Annotated in this window: 12 protein-coding genes; 7 read left to right on the plus strand and 5 right to left on the minus strand. The window is 39.6% G+C overall.

The features are described from left to right. Positions 1–32: 32 nt before the first annotated feature. The 3 genes from ACLCDV_RS21835 to ACLCDV_RS21845 all read right to left on the minus strand — a co-directional run bounded on the left by ACLCDV_RS21835 (position 33) and on the right by ACLCDV_RS21845 (position 3,352). Complete coding sequence (locus ACLCDV_RS21835; RefSeq protein WP_317669619.1) at positions 33–368, minus strand: HopJ type III effector protein; 336 nt, start codon at positions 366–368, stop codon at positions 33–35. 78 nt (positions 369–446) lie between these two features. Further along, the gene (locus ACLCDV_RS21840; protein WP_411972245.1) at positions 447–2,285 is read right to left on the minus strand and encodes a UbiD family decarboxylase; all 1,839 of its coding nucleotides are present in this window, start codon (positions 2,283–2,285) and stop codon (positions 447–449) included. 197 nt (positions 2,286–2,482) lie between these two features. After that, positions 2,483–3,352, minus strand: a complete 870-nt coding sequence (locus ACLCDV_RS21845) for a hypothetical protein (protein ID WP_317669617.1) — start codon at positions 3,350–3,352, stop codon at positions 2,483–2,485. 464 nt (positions 3,353–3,816) lie between these two features. Here ACLCDV_RS21845 and ACLCDV_RS21850 point away from each other — a divergent pair, with 464 nt between their 5' ends. From ACLCDV_RS21850 to ACLCDV_RS21865, 4 genes are all read left to right on the plus strand, one after another. Further along, positions 3,817–5,091: a deoxyribodipyrimidine photo-lyase gene (locus tag ACLCDV_RS21850; protein WP_317669616.1), complete on the plus strand. Its 1,275-nt coding sequence runs from the start codon at positions 3,817–3,819 to the stop codon at positions 5,089–5,091. A gap of 181 nt (positions 5,092–5,272) precedes the next feature. Then, entirely contained in the window at positions 5,273–8,014 is a 2,742-nt protein-coding gene (locus ACLCDV_RS21855; RefSeq protein ID WP_286778263.1) for a 2-oxoglutarate dehydrogenase E1 component, read from the plus strand. Between the two features lie 63 nt (positions 8,015–8,077). Next, on the plus strand, positions 8,078–9,319 hold the full coding sequence (gene odhB, locus ACLCDV_RS21860) for a 2-oxoglutarate dehydrogenase complex dihydrolipoyllysine-residue succinyltransferase (protein WP_317669614.1): 1,242 nt from the start codon (positions 8,078–8,080) through the stop codon (positions 9,317–9,319). A 358-nt stretch (positions 9,320–9,677) separates the two neighbouring features. Further along, positions 9,678–10,748, plus strand: a complete 1,071-nt coding sequence (locus ACLCDV_RS21865; RefSeq protein WP_411972246.1) for a hypothetical protein — start codon at positions 9,678–9,680, stop codon at positions 10,746–10,748. A gap of 12 nt (positions 10,749–10,760) precedes the next feature. Here the strand turns inward: ACLCDV_RS21865 and ACLCDV_RS21870 are convergent, their stop codons facing one another. Next, positions 10,761–12,686 carry an LTA synthase family protein gene (locus ACLCDV_RS21870; protein ID WP_411972247.1) on the minus strand — a complete coding sequence of 642 codons (1,926 nt, stop codon included), beginning with the start codon at positions 12,684–12,686 and terminating at the stop codon, positions 10,761–10,763. 4 nt (positions 12,687–12,690) lie between these two features. Then, complete coding sequence (locus tag ACLCDV_RS21875) at positions 12,691–14,313, minus strand: LTA synthase family protein (RefSeq protein WP_411972248.1); 1,623 nt, start codon at positions 14,311–14,313, stop codon at positions 12,691–12,693. Between the two features lie 546 nt (positions 14,314–14,859). Between ACLCDV_RS21875 and ACLCDV_RS21880 the strand changes: the two genes are divergently transcribed. The 3 genes from ACLCDV_RS21880 to ACLCDV_RS21890 all read left to right on the plus strand — a co-directional run bounded on the left by ACLCDV_RS21880 (position 14,860) and on the right by ACLCDV_RS21890 (position 18,665). After that, positions 14,860–17,496, plus strand: a complete 2,637-nt coding sequence (locus ACLCDV_RS21880) for a valine--tRNA ligase (protein WP_343568872.1) — start codon at positions 14,860–14,862, stop codon at positions 17,494–17,496. A gap of 432 nt (positions 17,497–17,928) precedes the next feature. After that, positions 17,929–18,270: a DUF4342 domain-containing protein gene (locus ACLCDV_RS21885; RefSeq protein WP_312338336.1), complete on the plus strand. Its 342-nt coding sequence runs from the start codon at positions 17,929–17,931 to the stop codon at positions 18,268–18,270. Between the two features lie 20 nt (positions 18,271–18,290). After that, positions 18,291–18,665 carry a DoxX family protein gene (locus ACLCDV_RS21890; protein ID WP_075994106.1) on the plus strand — a complete coding sequence of 125 codons (375 nt, stop codon included), beginning with the start codon at positions 18,291–18,293 and terminating at the stop codon, positions 18,663–18,665. Positions 18,666–18,827: the final 162 nt, after the last annotated feature.

Raw genomic sequence — 18,827 nt, forward strand, 5'->3', positions numbered from 1 at the left:
TCATCTCGAGCTTACACCCTCCAGATTGACTATTATTTCTTTACCAATACCTCTTGCTCAAATAGGATCCCATCCCAGCCATTCGTCCTAAATTGACGAATGTTCTGATGTCCCTCTCCCTCAGGATTATCGAGTACATTCTGATAATGCTCGGCAAAAAGGCGTAAGGTATCCTCCTTTGAAAGACTATTCAACCGGGCAAAATAGAAAACTTTTGCACTACCTTGATTTTCTTCTTTCGAATTTTTCAGCGTCCCATTCTGAAATGCACTGGGACTATAGCTATACTGATCGGCAATATGCGCCAATACTTCCTGAAACTGTAATTCGCTTCCTTTTGATTTAATCAATAATTCTGCTGTATTCATCTTGATGTTATACCTTTTAAAATCTATTCTAATTTAATTTCTCAACCATAAACCTGAATGAACAGGTATTAAACGCTCTTAAATAATTCCATGAAGCGAGCCTCCCTTTGCAGCAAGCTGATCCACACGTCTTTCTACCGCTTCATCTTTAATCAAAGCCGGGGCATGATGGGGTTTTGTTCGCGCATCAATAATCAGAGGACCTTCACAACCCCAATGTTTAAATGCCGTAAAACTATTTATTCCATAAATATCAAACGCAGGGTTACTCCGGGTAAATGTTGTCCAAACAAAGTTATTGACAGTAGCAGCGGTAAAGTTAGCATCATCACATAAAACAATCAACGGAAAACCTTCCCAGGAACTTGCAGCGGCAGCGCGACACCATTCCGCCATAATTTTCGATTCATTCTCGTATGTGGAGAATGCCTGTCCATCGATCGCAATCACACCTGGTATAACAAATTTTGCCTGATTAAAAGGACGTGGCAGCTCAAAATTGGCTGGCAATTCACGGCCCAATGTTCTTTTCTTTGTACCAGCGGAAGCAAAAACCACCTTTGAACCGGCATTTAGTCCATCTCCAGAATAATCCAAGGTATCAATAGTCGTGTTGGTCTGAAAATGAACATCTCGAGAAAGGTCTATGCGTTCAAGGATATGCCCCAAAAACGCCGGAATATCATAAATATCCAATTGCGGATTATCTTCATGTGCTGAAATAAACAAATATTTAGCAAGGCTGAGCTGGTTTTTACCCAGTATCTGATTGGCTATTGTTAAAATTTCCTGCGGTCGATCGACACGCTGATAAGGCGTATACCGCTCAGATCCTATTGCAAAAAGCAAGGGATGTACGCCAGCTGCATCAACAGCATTAACTGCATGGAGACCTGAAATCTCCTTTGGAATAGCCGCACCCGTAATTTCGTGGATTAAAGCGCCAAAGCTCGTATCTTCCTGCGGTGGTCGGCCCACAACCGTAAAAGACCAAATTGGATTTTTCTTGTGGTACACATTATGCACCTTCATCAACGGAAACGGATGCGTTAAGCTATAATAGCCGATATGGTCACCAAAAGGACCTTCTGGTTTATTTTCGTTGGGATAAACGGTACCTGTAATAACAAAGTCCGCATCCGCAGAGATGCAAAAGCCTTCATCATCATAAAAATAGCGGAATCTTCTATTTCCCAATGCCCCGGCAAAGATCATCTCAGAGAGTCCTTCCGGTAGCGGCATTACTGCAGACAAGGGATGGGCTGGAGGCCCGCCGACAAAAATACTCACCTTTAGAGGTTTACCGAGCGCATTTGCCTTAGTTTGATGAATCCCAATACCACGATGCAATTGATAATGTAAACCTATCTCCTGATCGGGCAGATAATCATTCCCGGAAAGCTGAATGCGATACATCCCCAAATTAGCCTGCATAATACCAGGTTTGGCAACATCTTCGGTATATACCTGCGGCATCGTCACAAAAGCGCCACCGTCCATTGGCCAGTTGACAATCTGCGGAAGTTTACTAATTGATGTTTTTCCGTGAAGTATGGGAGCCCCCGACTTTTTTTTCCAGGGTAAAGCTCCAAGAGCCGTCATCGATGAACCAATATATTGAAAGGGATTTTTCAGCACCGCGGCAGGATTCATCTTAACATCCACCAATTTCTTCAGGTGATCCAACGAATCCCGAAACATAAACTTCGAACGATCCAGCGTTCCAAATAAATTAGATACAGCGGGAAACTCCGAACCTTTGATATTTTCAAAATACAATGCTGGTCCTTCAACATCAAATACCCGCATATGAATTGCAGCCATTTCCAGATACGGATCGACCTCTTCTTTGATCCGGATTAAATGACCATGTTTTTCAAGATCCGCAACACATGCTTCTAAACTATTGTATCCCATATATTAAATCTGCTTCAACACGTTAATCCACAAATTTAACAGAATAATTGATTAAACAGGCTATAAAGAAAAAACCTTTAGCAATCTGCTATCCCACTCCCCTACAATCGTCTACTACTGACCATAAATGGCCAAAACAGCCTAAAAGCAACGTTCAAACAAAAACAAGCGCATCGAGTAAGTGCTTCAGCAGCCCACTAGGTATCCATGCAGACATAGGTTTTCAATGGTGTGAATTCAAACGATTGTACATTCTGCCAGGTCGAATTATCTACATTTTTTTCATAGTAAAGTACCCTCCTAAATTCATCGATATCTTCCTTATTAATATCGTTCAGCCTTGTCAGCAACAGTTTGGCAAAGAATTTATTAACACCTATCTCCCTTTTTTGACCTTCGGAGGTGCATTTTAGGAAATGGTAAAATAAACCTCTAAATGTCATTTCTTCATTGCCGCCGAGGTAAATCACTTCCGATATAAAATTATTTTCCCAAGGCATTTCCCGCAGCCAACGGTATACATCGAGCAAAGGCAGCGGTCGAAACTTCAGCGAAGCCACCCAGTTCCAGTAAAATATGGTCTGCCGTTTGGCAAGTTTCGCAAATATCCGATTCAAAACACTCTCTTTCCCGATCACGCTACTTTTAATCACAATGGTATATTGGACACGTAAGTTCTCCAGCAGATCACGTACAGGCTCCAAGAAATGTTCATCCATTAACCGAGCAACATAGATCACACGATTATTGCCGGCACGTTTACAAATTTCTACAAAATTGCGCAGGCCGAGCAGTTCAAGCTGAAGCTGTATATCGTTGTCAAGCGAGGGAACTTGCGTAAAATAAATCCCAAAATTGAGATCAGTAATCTGAAAATTCTCAAAGGCTTCTCCTTTTCGCAACAGATCCAATTCAAAAAGCTTTGCCGTAACCTTTTCCTTCACGATTTTATTAAAAAGGGATAAGTTACGTACCAATCCCGTTACATCAAAATCTCCGGATTGCAAGTAACAGGATGCCCGTCGTCCCAAATAGGTATTTAGCCCGCTGATTAAAACCTTTTTCATTCGAATTCTCTATATTTATCGCGATGAAACCATCCTAATTTAACGGTTCATTCTCACTACAGTGAGCCATTAATTGCGATCATTTCTTCCCAGTAAGCTGTATTTATGTATTATCTTCTCAATCTCTTAAACGAACAAAATCCCTAGGATGGTTTCATCAGTGATGCAGCTATCTTTTCCATGTTTTTCTTACGCTTTTAATCGTGTGCCCCAATCGTCTCTAGAGCAACAGCAATGACTTACAAATATCACAATTCCCTGATTTTAGAACAGAGAAACATCAAATAAGTTTAACACTATTTTGATTTTTTCCTAACCCCAAGCGTGCAGATCAGCTACACTACTGCCGCCATTGTCCTTTTTTTGTCAATTCACGCATAAATACTTTCAAGAACACAATATCCTTATATATTTGTAAATCTTCTGAAAATAGGCTGCACTAAAAAGTATTTATCTTCACCTCTATGGACAAAAGGGCTACAATGATCTGGTTTCGAAATGATTTAAGACTTCATGACAATGAAGTATTCTATCAAGCTTCTGAAAAAAGTTCATTTATTATCCCGGTGTACTGCTTTGACCCTCGATATTTTGACCGCAATCAGTTTGGCACCTTAAATACAGGAGTTTTACGAGCAGCCTTTGTCATTGAAGCCGTAACTGCTTTAAAAGAAAAATTAAAGAGTCATGGTAGCGACTTACTAACGTACATCGGCAAACCTGAAGATATTATTCCTAGAATAGCACAAAAATACCAGGTCAACGAAGTTTATCACCACCGCGAAGTAGCTCTTCGGGAGACTTCTATTTCCGAAAAAGTAGAAAGTGAGCTTTGGAGCAGCAAGATCAATCTGCGTCATTTCATAGGCCACACCCTTTACCACAAGGAAGACCTTCCTTTCCCTATTAAAGATATACCCAATGGTTTTTCTATGTTCAAGAAAAAAGTTGAGCGGGAAAGTCTAGTTCGGCAACCGATCCCATTCCCGACCAATTTCCTCACCCCTCCTCATCTCGAGGACACCAAAATCCCATCATTAAAAGATTTAGGCTATTCAGAGGAGGAAATCAAATCTGTTGATGACATCTATATTCTCGGTGGCGAAGACACAGCGCTTAGTATTATGCATTCGCTTTTATCCACTTTTCCAGAAACGGAGCAGGATCCGATTATATTAGGGCCATTTATTGCCGCTGGAGCTTTGTCTCCAATACTTCTCTACAACAATATCAAAAAATTAGGAGAAGGAAAAAAAGACAAACGATTTGAGAAAATAATAGATATTCTACTTTGGCGGGATTATTTCCGATTTATGCTTAAAAAATATCCTAATATATTTTTTAAAACACAGGGTACCAAAAGCACGGGTATAATTGATATACCAGCATTAAATGTAAATGCCGAGCGTTTTGAGAAGTGGAAATCAGGTCAGACAGATCACGATTTTATCAATAGTACCATGATACAGTTAAAAAAAACGGGGTATATTCCTTACCAGGCTGGATTGATCGCAGCCAGCTATTTGGTACATGAGTATCAGGTAAACTGGCTTCTTGGAGCTTCCTGGTACGAAGAGCACCTATTGGACTATTCTCCCGCAACTGTTTATGGCCAATGGTCTCATATTGCTGGGGTTGGAACAAGTGAAAAAGACAATAAGGCACTAGACTGGCAAAAATTGATCAAAACCCACTTCCCAAATGGACTTCCTAAACTGGATGAAATATTGGTTAAATAAATCTTCGGCAGAAATAAATAATTCCAATAGAAAATAAATTTGTAGTGCGCTGGAAGGCCCTTTTAAATCATGCTAAAAATGTTAAGAATTGGATAGATTTATTGATTAAATTATTCAATTTCAGTATTAGAAACTCTTTTTTTATTCATAACTTTGACAAATTTCATAGTTTTAATTGTAAATGGACAATCTGACATATTTGAGTAATGCTGATTCGGCTTATGTCGATGGCTTATATCAATCGTACAAGCAAGATCCCCAATCGGTAGATTTCGGATGGCAAAAATTCTTTGAAGGTTTTGATTTCGGTCAAAATGCTGGTGGAACAACAAGTTCAGTAGGCGAAGCTACTCCTGAGCACGTATTGAAAGAAATCAATGTGCTGAACATGATCAATGGTTACCGCGACCGTGGCCACCTATTCACACACACGAACCCTGTTCGTGAGCGACGTAAATACTATCCTGGTAAGGAATTGGAAACGTTTGGTCTTGCCGAAGCAGACATGAATACCGTTTTTAATGCAGGTGTTGAAGTCGGTTTAGGTCCAGCAACATTAAAAGACATCCGTCAATTGGTGGAGGATACTTACTGCCGTTCTATTGGTGCAGAATTCAAATATATCCGTAACCCAGAGAAAATTAAATGGTTACAGGACCGTATGGAAGCGGACCGTAACATGCCAAAATTCTCTTTGGACACAAAAAAGAGAATTTTAAACAAATTAAACCACGCCGTTGTATTCGAGAACTTTTTGGGCACTAAGTTTCTAGGTCAAAAACGTTTCTCATTGGAAGGTGCGGAAAGTTTAATCCCAGCATTAGATTCTGTCATTGAAAAAGGTGCAGAAATCGGTATCCAGGAATTTGTTATCGGTATGGCTCACCGTGGCCGTCTGAATGTATTGACGAATATCATGGGTAAATCTTACAAATCAGTATTCTCTGAATTTGAAGGTAAGACTTACGCTGATGATCCTGAAGTAAACTTTGGTGGTGACGTAAAATACCATTTAGGATTCTCTTCTGAGGTTAAAACAAACGATGGTAAATCTGTCCACTTAAGTTTGGCACCGAACCCTTCGCATCTGGAAACAGTAGATCCAATCGTTGAAGGTATGGTCCGTTCTAAGATTGATTTCAAATACGAAGGTGACTCTTCTAAAATTGCACCGATCATCATTCATGGTGATGCAGCCATTGCTGGACAGGGTGTAGTCTACGAAGTAACCCAAATGTCCAAACTCGATGGTTACAAAACTGGCGGTACGGTACATATTGTCATCAACAACCAGATCGGATTTACAACAAACTATAAAGACGCCCGTTCAGGAACATACTGTACAGACGTAGCAAAAATCACTTCTTCACCAGTGTTCCATGTGAACGGTGATGATGCTGAAGCGGTAGTTTATGCGATTAATTTAGCTGTTGAATACCGTCAAAAATATAAAACAGACGTATTTATCGATCTGTTATGTTATAGAAGATTTGGACACAATGAGGCTGATGAACCAAAATTCACGCAACCATTGTTGTATAAAATCATCGAAAAACATCCGAACCCGAAAGAAGTTTACGCTAAAAAATTAATTACTGAAGGAAGTATTGACGAGGCGTATTCTAAAAATATCGAGAAAGAATTTAAAGCTGAATTGCAAACTAAATTTGAGGAAGCTAAAACAGTTGAAGTATTGACTGAAGAGATCCCGATGTTTAAAGGTGCATGGGAAGGATTACGTCCTGCTAAAAAAGGTGAAGTATTAACAACTTCGGATAAAACGAAAGTTGCAAAGGATCTATTCTTAAAATTAGCGAAAGAAATCACAACCTTACCTTCGGACAAAAAATTCTTCCGTAAGATTACACGTTTATTTGAAGATCGTGCCAAAATGATCACTGCTGATTCATACGATTGGGCAATGGGTGAATTGATGGCTTACGCGACATTATTGGATCAAGGTAACCGTGTTCGTATCTCGGGTCAGGATGTACAACGTGGTACATTCTCACACCGTCATGCGGTATTGACGCTTGAAGATTCGGAAGAGAAATATGTTCCTTTAGCCAATATTAAAGGTGGCGATAAATTCTCTATCTACAATTCGTTACTTTCAGAATATGCTGTTTTGGGATTTGAATATGGTTATGCATCTTCTAATCCAAATTCGTTGACAATCTGGGAAGCTCAATTCGGAGATTTCTATAATGGTGCTCAAATCATCGTCGATCAATATTTATCGAGTGCAGAGACAAAATGGAAACGTTCTAACGGTTTAGTTATGATGCTTCCTCATGGTATGGAAGGTCAAGGTCCTGAGCACTCTTCAGCACGTATCGAAAGATTCTTAGAGTTATGTGCAGATGAGAATATGATCTTAGCAAACTGTACTACTCCGGCTAACTATTTCCACTTGTTGCGTCGTCAACTTGTACGTGAGTTCCGTAAACCATTGGTTGTATTTACGCCAAAATCATTGTTGCGCCACCCTAAAGTGGTATCACCGTTGAAAGATTTTACAGAAGCTGCTTTCCAAGAGGTAATCGATGATGCAAATGTTGCGGCGAAAGACGTTAAACGCGTGTTATTCTGTTCGGGTAAAGTTTACTACGACTTATTAGAAAAACAAGAAACGGACAAACGCAAAGATATCGCTATCGTGAGATTGGAACAATTATTCCCAATTCCTACAGAGCAATTGAAAGCAATCCGTAAAAAATACAACAAGGCAAAAGAATTTGTTTGGGTTCAGGAAGAAAATGAGAACATGGGCGCATGGTCTTACTACTGCCGTAAACTCATGGGTACTGAGATTGCATTTACAGGTTTTGTTGCCCGTAAAGAAAGTGGAAGTACAGCAACAGGTTATATGAAACAACACGTTGCACAACAAGCAGAGATCTTAAATAAATCATTCGAATAAAAACAATTTAAAATCAATTGCGTCTTAGCTATAGGACGCAATTGTCAATAAAGAACATTATATATGAGCTTAGAAATTAAAGTACCAACCGTAGGTGAATCAATCACGGAGGTAACCTTATCACAATGGTTGAAACAAGATGGCGATTATGTGGAGATGGATGAAAACATCGCCGAACTGGAATCAGACAAAGCAACGTTTGAATTACCAGCTGAAAAAGCGGGTATCTTAAGAATCATTGCACAAGAAGGTGATACTTTAGAAATCGGTGCCGTTGTTTGTACAATTGAAGAAGGCGCTGCTCCTGCCGGTGGTTCAGCTCCAGCTGCTGCCCCTGCTGCAGAAGCGTCAAATGCAGCTCCAGTTGCGGCTGCCGCTGCAAAAGATGAAGATCCAGATAGCTATGCTGCTGGTACAGCTTCTCCTGCTGCTGCAAAAATCTTAAGAGAAAAAGGAATTGATCCTTCTACAATAAAAGGAACAGGTAAAGAAGGTCGCATCACAAAAGAGGATGCCGAAAAAGCTCAACCTGTTGCTAAAGCCGCTGCTCCAGCAGCAAAACCTGCTGCCGCTCCAGCTGCAACAGTTGCTCCGGTAGCGGGCTCTAGAAACGAACGTCGTGAGAAATTATCTTCATTACGTAAAACAATCGCAAAACGCTTAGTTGCCGTTAAAAACGAAACGGCTATGTTGACAACATTCAATGAAGTCAATATGCAGCCGATCATGGATCTTCGTGCTAAATATAAAGATACCTTTAAAGAGAAATTTGGAATCGGCCTTGGCTTCATGTCATTCTTTACAAAAGCTGTAACAACGGCATTAGCTGAATGGCCTGCGGTAAATGCACGTATCGAAGATAATGAGATTGTATATTCTGATTTTGCAGACGTTTCAATCGCAGTTTCTGCACCCAAAGGTTTGGTTGTTCCGGTTATCCGTAATGCTGATGCCATGTCATTGGAGCAAATTGAAAAAGCAATTGCTACATTGGCAGGTAAAGCCCGTGACAACAAATTAACGATTGACGAGATGACCGGTGGTACATTTACAATTACCAACGGTGGTGTATTCGGATCAATGATGTCTACACCGATCATCAATGCGCCACAATCCGCAATCTTGGGTATGCACAACATCATCCAACGTCCTATTGCTGAAAATGGACAAGTGGTGATTCGTCCAATGATGTACATTGCGCTTTCTTATGATCACCGTATCATCGATGGTCGTGAGTCAGTAAGCTTCTTGGTTCGTGTAAAACAATTATTAGAAGATCCAGCTCGTTTATTGTTGGGTGTATAAACCGCAATAAAAAGTGGAATATAAAAAGAAAAAGACCTATGCCGCAAAGCATAGGTCTTTTTCTTTTCTGAAAGAGTCTCCTATTATTGGACAGAAAGACTTTTGGTTCGCTTTCATTGCTAGTGGTGTTTGCGAAATCATGAAGGTTTTTATTTGTATCGGGGTAAAAGCCACATCCCTGACAAATATGAGTCGGAGATAGACGAATATAAAACGCCTTTTTAATTTCTGCCTTTTAATTTATACTTTCATCTTGTTAAAGATCAAGTATATTCTAACATTCAACCGCCCTAATTATGTTATGTAAAGGCCGGCAAATGAATATGAAACTTGATAAAAAACAGGCAATATCATACAAATGAAGTATAAAAATCTACTAACAACTGTCTATCTATTGCTCGCTGTAAGGACATTGTTTGCCAACATGGCAAATCCAATGGCACCTCATAGTATCACTGGACAGCTTGTTCCGGCAGAGAAAGTGAAAGTTACCAATGAGCGTATTGACATTCACCTGACAACAGATACCATAGACTACGATACTGATTATCACAGTCATTTCAGCATTGTCTATAACATCAAGGCCGAAGAAGATATCAAATTGCCACTTGTATTTCTCGCCCTAAATATGAATGGATTGGATCGCATCCTTGTCAATGGAGACGAAATTGACGCAAAAACAATGGATCAACCCGATGCCAACTTCCCCTTTTTACGGCTAAAAGATGGTTATTATGAAATCAGTTATGACAACGATGAATGGAAGCGTATTTCGCTGGATGATGCCTTTTATTTTACCGCTAAACTACACAAAGGAGACAACAGCATTCAGATTCAATACAGCGCTTACATGGGTTATGACCGACGGGATATTCGGACGAGATACAAAATTGACTACCTCTTATTTCCTTCCAGATATTGGTCGTCCTTTGGGCCGATTGAACTGTATCTGCACCTCGATGGGAAGATGGATGTACTTACACAGGATCTGGGAACCGCCAAATTACAGACAGATTCCATTGTTCAATGGAGAATTGATCAGGTAGAAAACAAAGAAAGTTTTCATATTGAAGTCGGCTTAAAAACCAACTTATTGGCAAAAGTAATACTTTGGTTAAGTCCCGAATTACTTGCTTTGATCGGGTCAATATGCCTGCTTTGCCTCCATATCCGATATATCTATCTAAAATATAAACTGGGTAAATACGGCTATGCACTGCTCCTGGGCAACTTGATCATTCCCAGCTCTTTCTACTTCTTCATCTGGTTTTGGTCCAGTCTGGCCAACTATCTTGTCAATGGCTCTTTCGACGATAAGTCGCGTGGCTTTATCCTGTTGGTCATCTTCACCTTACCTTTGATCTACCTCGTCTATGATTTAATGTTATTTATGATCGATAGAAGCATTCGGTCTAGGCTAAACAAATAGAAAACCAGCTGCCTATTTTTTATAGGTCAGCTTGTTTTCGATCATACGGTTGTTATATTGTTGAATAAAAGCTTTCATCTTGCTTTCCATGGTATCCAATACTGCGGGATGTTGTTTCAACAGATCCTGTTTCATCAAACGATCTTTCTTAAGATCATAGAATGATGTCACTTTCAGTCCATCATAAGACATCATATAATCTTTATAATAAAGGTTATAAGTCCCCGCATTGTTATTGAGCACAAAATTATCCTTACCGGGTTTAAAGGCATCCGAACCAAAGGCAAAATAAGGTTCATCGTAGTGCAGATAATTTAAAATCGTAGGCATAATATCTATTTGCTGTACCAGTTTATCCGCTTTGCCAACTAGATTATCCCCAGGTGCATAAAATATTATTGGAATTTGGAAGCCCCCTGCTGCCGTTTGATATTCCGGCAGGTAGCTTACAGTAGCATGGTCTGCACAGATAACGAATACGGTATTTTTGTACCAGGGCATTTTGGAAGCTGTTGCAAAAAATTCACGCAGCGCATTATCGGTATATCCAATGGGTTCCTGTACGGGCAAAGGTCCTTTAGGAAATTTCCCCTGATACTTTTCAGGTACCTTAAATGGGTGATGCGAAGATAAAGAGAAGAAACTAGCGAAAAATGGCTGATGGAAAGTGTTGATCTTATTCGCTACAAATTGCAAAAACGGTTCATCCCAGATTCCCCATATACCATCAAAGTCAGCATCATTGTTATATTCGTTTTTACCAAAATAATGCTGGATACCCGCCAGTTTCATATAAGCGGAGAAGCCCATACTGCCATTGGGTGCTCCGTGAAAAAAAGCAGTCTCATATCCCTTTTTCCCTAAAAGCTTCGCTAAGCTTGTGGTTTCATTTCCAGAATATATCGAAAGTACAAAAGGCTCTCCTATGGAAGGAATGCCCGTGATGACTGATGGTAGGGCATCAATTGATTTACGACCATTGGCATAGGTATCTGTAAAGGTGTAAGCATTGCGGATCAATGAATCCAAAAAAGGCGTATAACCTTTGTATTTACCACCTTGAATATCTTTATTCAATTCACCAAAATGCTCCTTTGCAAAACTCTCCAAAATCAGAACGACGACATTTTTCTTTGCAAAAGGTTGGTCTGATTGCGGTACATGAATAGGATTGTATAACTGTTCAAGCTCTTGTTCGGAATAATAATGGACAGGTTTAAGATTAACAGCCTTCAATGTTTTTAATATACTAAATGGCGTATTCAGTACGATATTCATTTCTTCCGGCGTCTCTACATAATCACCCGCGTTACTTAATGTAATTGGACGGGTACTGTGTGCCCAACCGCCACGCACACCACCAATAAAAAGAAAAGCAGTCAATAAAAACAAAGGCAATTGGATCAAAAATGACTTCCAGCTATATTTCGTAATCCTTTCAATTTGAACAAGTTTATACGATTTAATCAAACCATAAACAACCAGTACCAACACGATAATGAGATACCAATAATCCAAACAGAAATCAAAAGCCAGCTTCATCAGGTTGGATTCATTGGAAAATTGGTCGATTACTGTTCCTGTCGTTCTTTTGAGGGTAAATGGATAGTAGGCAAAATCAATCAGATTTAACGCTATACCAATTGAATTGGTCACGACAAAGATCCATTTTGCAACTTTTTGATAGATTTTATTCGATTTAAATGGACCTGGAACAGTCAGCATCACAATATACAGGATATTTAGATACAGAAGTGCCACGATGTCGAATCGTACGCCACCCGCAAACATCACCAGGAGCTTACCTGCATCGACATGAGGAAATAAGGAAGCATTGACGCCATAAAACCCCAATCGCAATAACGCATAGATGACTAGAAGAAAGATAAAACGAATTGCGACAGCAAAATAAGGTGCAAATACTCCTTTTAATTTCATAGCCCTAATATTTTAAAAATTCACGGTATACGTCTTGATAATACGCTTTGCCAATGTTCAATAAGCTGTCTGTTTTGCCAGCAGGATATTCCTTGTTGGATCTGTAATTGATAATTCTGCCTACATTATCGAAAGAAACCGCCTGTTGTGGGGTAATCACACCAAAGGCATCCTTCGAATTGTAAAATGCAATTTGAGGCGTCGTCGGATTAAAAAGATCCCGGCTCCAATGATAACGATCTGTTGGGAGCTTCAATTGTGTCAATAAAGTTGCCGCCAAATCCGTTTGATTGCCGATTCTATTAAATATTTTCCCACGATATTCAGGTTTTATAACATCACCGAAAAAGATCAGCGGAATATGAAAGCGATTGGGGTGAAATAGCTCCCATTTTTCAGATGGAAGTCGATGTCCATGGTCGGCCACGATAACAAAAAGAGTGTTCTTATACCAAGCTTCCTTTTTAGCTTTATTGATAAAATCAAAAACAGCTGAATCCGTATAATTTGCTGTACTTCGGAATTTATCCGCATTGGTAGCGTTGCCAAATTTATAGCCGTGTTTTAACTCAAATGGTTCGTGATTAATTAAGGTAAAGATCGTCGAAAAGAAAGGCTGTTTCTCTTTTCTGAAGTCTTTGATCATTTGATTAAAGACCACATGGTCATATACACCCCAAGAAGCACGCTCGGCATCCAATCCAAAATTGGCGTTATCCACCACCCTAGACATCCCATGCGTCAGCATATACGATTTAAAATTGTAAAACTCACTCTGACCGCCATGATAAAATGATGTTTCATAGCCGGCATGATCGAACTCTTGCCCAATGGCAGGCATATTTTCATGTTTGTCGATATACTTGATAATACTCTCGGGTCCTTGCGCCGGAAAGCCGCTCAACACCGCTACCATGCCTTTGTCGGACCGATCAGCAGCAGAATAAATATGGTCAAACAAAATACCGTCTTTAATCAACTCTTCCATGTGTGGCGTAATTCCCTTTTCCCCGCCAAGAGACTGAATAAGATCACCGACAAAACTTTCCAACATAATAATAACGACGTTCGGACGAGTCGTTGACAATACCTCTACGGCAGAGTCAGGTTGGCTTTGAAAGGCGGGGCGCAACTTGTCCCGAATCTCTTTCTGATCCGCATAATAATTATAAGGGTTTTTCAGTTTGGTACTTTCGGCAAAGAAATCCCGTAAAAAAGACCATTGGGTATTAACTGCTGCATGATTATAAAATGTTTCCTCGGAATAATAGGCCTTACTAGGGTTTAATGTTGCTCTCCCATAACCACCGCGAATAAACGTAAAGAGCACAAAAACTCCGATTGCGAGTTTGAAAAAGTTACCTACAGGAGATTTGATATTGAAAAAAGAGACTTTTTTAAACATCCAGCGGTATAGAAAATATCCACAGAATATACCGATCAACATACCGACGATTGGGAGGAATACCGGTGTGGACTCTGCCGAAGCTACGGCCCCTGAAGGTGAGGCGAAAAATGCATCGATGGCACGTTTAGAAATCTTGTCGCCCCATTCCCGATAGATATTGACATTGATAAAACTTGTCACAAAGAACAATACCAGGACGATAATGGTATAAATATCCAAGAGCAGTCTTTTAGGTTTCAGTTTTGGGAAAAACCCTAACAGGCAATACACCAGAAATGGTAGTGCGCAAATATAAGAGACAGCTGAAAAATCCAGATTCAGACCGTGATAATAAATCTTAAAAATTTCCGAAAAATTGGAAAAACCTATTTTCTCAAAAAAAGCAGTAATAAAAATTAATCTATCTATAAAACAGATAATTAACCAGAATAGAAAATATTGTGTTAAAGCCCTAAGCTCATTAGCAAATCGTTGCATTCCTTCGTGTAAAAATAAAACAGGCAAATTTACATTAATTTACATGAAATACAGGCTAATTACTTAGTAATATGAAGAAAAGATTAAAAAACTATAAATAGCGGATAATGTACTACACAGCTTGAATATCTCCCTCTTCAGCTGAAGCAGGACCTTCATTGAATCGATAGACTAAGCTTTATACAGGGCTTCTCGTTGTTTGAGAACAAGATAAGTCGATAACTAAGGAAAATAACATAGAATTCCTTACTTTTGTGTTCCTTAAAAGTTTGAATACAAAAATTTAAAATGAGCATAGCGAAAACTTACAATCCAAAAGAAGCTGAAGAAAAATGGTACAGCTATTGGAAAGCGAATGGATTTTTCCGTTCCACCCCGGACGAACGTGAACCTTACACGATTGTGATGCCTCCTCCGAATGTCACGGGTGTATTGCACATGGGGCATATGCTGAATAATACCATTCAAGACGTTTTGATTCGCCGCGCACGTATGCAGGGAAAAAACGCTTGTTGGGTACCGGGGACCGATCACGCCTCCATTGCCACTGAAGCTAAGGTCGTCGCTATGTTGAAAGAACAAGGAATTGACAAACGATCTTTATCACGTGAAGATTTCTTAAAACATGCTTGGGAATGGAAGGAAAAATACGGTGGTATTATTTTAAAACAGCTTGAAAAACTTGGTGCTTCCTGTGACTGGGATCGTACACGTTTTACCATGGATCCGGAGCTATATCAATCTGTTATCCGCGTATTTGTCGATTTATATCATAAAGGATTGATCTATCGTGGCTACCGCATGGTCAACTGGGATCCCGAAGCAAAAACAAATATCTCTGACGAAGAGGTTATTTATAAAGAGAAAAACGGCAAATTATATCACCTGAAATATCAGGTTGAGGGCACCGATCAATATATTGTTGTGGCGACGACCCGTCCTGAAACCATATTTGGTGACACAGCCGTGTGTATCAACCCCAATGATGAGCGCTACACCTGGTTAAAAGGAAAGCAAGTCATTGTTCCGATCGTTGGTAGAAAAGTGAACATCATTGAAGATGAATATGTCGATTTGGAGTTTGGTACAGGATGCCTTAAAGTTACTCCAGCGCACGATGTGAATGACTACGCACTAGGTAAAAAGCACAACCTGGAATTTGTCGACATCTTTACCGACGAAGCAAAACTAAACGACAATGGCCTGCATTACGCCGGCATGGATCGTTTTAAAGTCCGTAAGGAAATCGAGAAAGAGCTGGAGGAAAAAGGATTATTGGAGCAAGTTGAAAACTATACCAATAATGTTGGAACTTCAGAGCGAACAGGTGCTGTTATTGAGCCAAAAATCTCTAATCAGTGGTTCCTTAAGATGGAGGATCTTGCAAAACCGGCATTGGATAATGTTATGGATGATACCATTAAATTTCATCCAACGAAATTCAAAAATATTTACCGCAATTGGATGGAGAATGTTACCGACTGGAATATCTCAAGACAATTGTGGTGGGGACACCAAATACCGGCGTATTTCTATGGCGATGGAAACGAAGACTTTGTGGTTGCACAAACGGTTGAAGAGGCTCTTGTTTTAGCGCAGGAAAAATCAGGTAATACAACGCTTCAATTGACCGATCTACGTCAAGATGAGGATGTGCTAGATACTTGGTTTTCAGCTTGGCTATGGCCAATTTCGGTTTTCAATGGTATCAATGAACCAGAAAATGCAGAAATCAACTACTATTACCCTACGCAAGATTTAGTCACTGCCCCGGACATCATTTTCTTTTGGGTAGCACGTATGATCGTTTCAGGATATGAGTTCCGTGGACAATTGCCTTTTGAAAATGTTTATTTCACGGGTATTGTACGCGACAAACTAGGCCGTAAAATGTCTAAATCACTGGGCAACTCTCCTGATCCGATTGATTTGATGAATGAATATGGTGCAGATGCTACGCGGATGGGAATGTTATTGACTGCTCCAGCAGGTAATGACCTTCCTTTTGATGTAGAACTTTGTGTACAGGGCCGTAATTTTGCCAATAAGATCTGGAATGCATTCCGCTTGGTTAAAGGCTGGGAAATTACAACTACTCCAGCTTCGGATTCAGATAAGATTTCGGCATCTTGGTTTGAAGCAAGGTTAAATCAAGCTCTGGTCGATATCGAAGAGAACTTCAAACACTATCGTTTATCAGATGCACTGATGACAACCTACAAATTGGTATGGGATGACTTCTGTGCTTGGTACCTTGAATTAGTGAAACCGGCTTATGGCTCCCCTATTTCTAGCGAAACCTTAGCAACAGTAAAATCTTTTTTCCAACGTATACTCACTTTAGTACATCCTTTCATGCCTTTCCTAACAGAAGAATTGTGGCATGACGAACTGTTCGGTATGAAAGACGAGAAAGATTGCATTATCGTAGCCGCTTATCCTACAGCGAATGATTTTGATGAGCAACTGATAAAAGATTTCGCTATCGCTCAACAGATTATTTCGGAAGTTCGCAATATTCGCAATTCTAAAGGTATCTCCCCTAAAGTTGCTTTACCGTTAGCGATCAATCAACAATCGGACGTCAACCTGGAGCAATATATTGATATCATCACCAAGATTGCAAACTTGGAGGGTGTGACTTTTGTTTCCGAGAAAATAACTGGTGCAGCAAGTTTCCTTGCCGGCAAAGACGAATGTTATGTTACCTTAGAGAACAATATTGATGCGGATGCCGAGCGTGAGCGTATCGAGAAAGAATTGGAATACCTAAAAGGCTTCCTTGTATCTGTAGACAAAAAGCTTTCCAATGAACGGTTTGTGCAAAATGCTAAACCTGAAATTGTTGAAAACGAAAAAAGTAAAAAGGCTGATGCCGAAGCGAAGATTAAAATTCTTCAAGAAAGCTTAACAGCATTAGGTTAATAGCTACACTATAAATCTCGAAAAGTCCGGCGCAATGCACGGGACTTTTTTTATGTTTAACGAGCGATCAAATTCGGAGATCGTTCGGTGCTTGTTCGGTACTTCTTCGGTACTCGTTCGGTGCTTCTTCGGTTACGAGCGAATAAGCACCGTTAAATATCCGAAGTATATCCGATAAAAAAGCGTATTAAGAGCGAATTTGATGGACAGTTGTTCTCTACGAGGAGCACGTGCTTTCACGAAAGAGCCAAACAGATGGCTCAAGTAAATTTTGGTCCATCATTCACGGGTAATATATAGCACAAGGATATACGATAAAAACTTTTGAAACAAAAGGCAAAAGCGCTTTCCTCCATTCCAAAATAACCATACAGTTTATAATTAACCGGAGATCAACAATGCTGATAACTTTGTATAAATTCTTGTAAAAAAATGAATAACTTTATAAGAGCGAACTTAAATTATATCATTATGGGATTCAAAGAGACATTTCAGATTAACGGTGAAAACCTTTTACAAAAGATCAAAGAAATCATTGCTGAGGGCAATGTGAGCAAAATCAGCATTTCGGACAAACATGGCAAAGAAATCATGAGCTTTCCTGTCACTATTGGTGCAATAGGCTTGATCTTAGCTCCTGTCTTTGCAGCAATTGGCGCTGTAGCCGCATTGCTTACAGAATGTACAATTACCGTAGAACGAAATACAAACAAAGACGAAGAAGACAAAGAAGATAACAGCACTGATCCCCCTACAACGATAACCGTAAAATAATCAATTTAAAATTGACTGTTATGAAGATCTTTAAAAATATACTTTGTATTTTATTTGCCTTGCTATTCATCAATGCGGGGCTGGATAAACTTTTTCATTATATGCCTACGCCACCAATGGATATGGACATGAAAAAGGTATTTGAGGCTTTTGCCACGATCAAATGGCTAATGCCACTGGTTGGAATCATCGAACTCTTGGGCGGTTTATTGTTTATTTTCCCAAAAACGAGAACACTGGGTGCACTGGTCATCTTCCCCATACTCATTGGTATTTTTACCCACAACATGATTTTTTACAGCCAAATGGGACTAATTATTTGGGCTGTACTTTTCATTATTTGGCTATGGGTGGTATTCGAAAACTGGGGCAAGTATAAAAAACTGATGGAATAATTGCTTACATTCTTCTCCAAACGAATATCGAGCAGGATAATACATCTATTAAATACCTATTACTTTGACAAATTGATAGGTATTTAATGTTTTTATTAACATAAAATTAAAAAACAAAAAACTTTGTACGACTAGAATGGTTTGGTCAATTATTTGATGTGT

Origin of the sequence: Sphingobacterium sp. Lzh-3 (genome assembly GCF_046764375.1) — a bacterium.
Taxonomy (GTDB): Bacteria; Bacteroidota; Bacteroidia; order Sphingobacteriales; family Sphingobacteriaceae; genus Sphingobacterium.

Coding starts and splice junctions, on each gene's coding strand:
- ACLCDV_RS21835 (WP_317669619.1), bottom strand. CDS start 368: ATGAATACAGCAGAATTATTGATTAAATCAAAAGGAAGCGAATTACAG.
- ACLCDV_RS21840 (WP_411972245.1), bottom strand. CDS start 2,285: ATGGGATACAATAGTTTAGAAGCATGTGTTGCGGATCTTGAAAAACAT.
- ACLCDV_RS21845 (WP_317669617.1), bottom strand. CDS start 3,352: ATGAAAAAGGTTTTAATCAGCGGGCTAAATACCTATTTGGGACGACGG.
- ACLCDV_RS21850 (WP_317669616.1), top strand. CDS start 3,817: ATGGACAAAAGGGCTACAATGATCTGGTTTCGAAATGATTTAAGACTT.
- ACLCDV_RS21855 (WP_286778263.1), top strand. CDS start 5,273: ATGGACAATCTGACATATTTGAGTAATGCTGATTCGGCTTATGTCGAT.
- odhB (WP_317669614.1), top strand. CDS start 8,078: ATGAGCTTAGAAATTAAAGTACCAACCGTAGGTGAATCAATCACGGAG.
- ACLCDV_RS21865 (WP_411972246.1), top strand. CDS start 9,678: ATGAAGTATAAAAATCTACTAACAACTGTCTATCTATTGCTCGCTGTA.
- ACLCDV_RS21870 (WP_411972247.1), bottom strand. CDS start 12,686: ATGAAATTAAAAGGAGTATTTGCACCTTATTTTGCTGTCGCAATTCGT.
- ACLCDV_RS21880 (WP_343568872.1), top strand. CDS start 14,860: ATGAGCATAGCGAAAACTTACAATCCAAAAGAAGCTGAAGAAAAATGG.
- ACLCDV_RS21885 (WP_312338336.1), top strand. CDS start 17,929: ATGAATAACTTTATAAGAGCGAACTTAAATTATATCATTATGGGATTC.
- ACLCDV_RS21890 (WP_075994106.1), top strand. CDS start 18,291: ATGAAGATCTTTAAAAATATACTTTGTATTTTATTTGCCTTGCTATTC.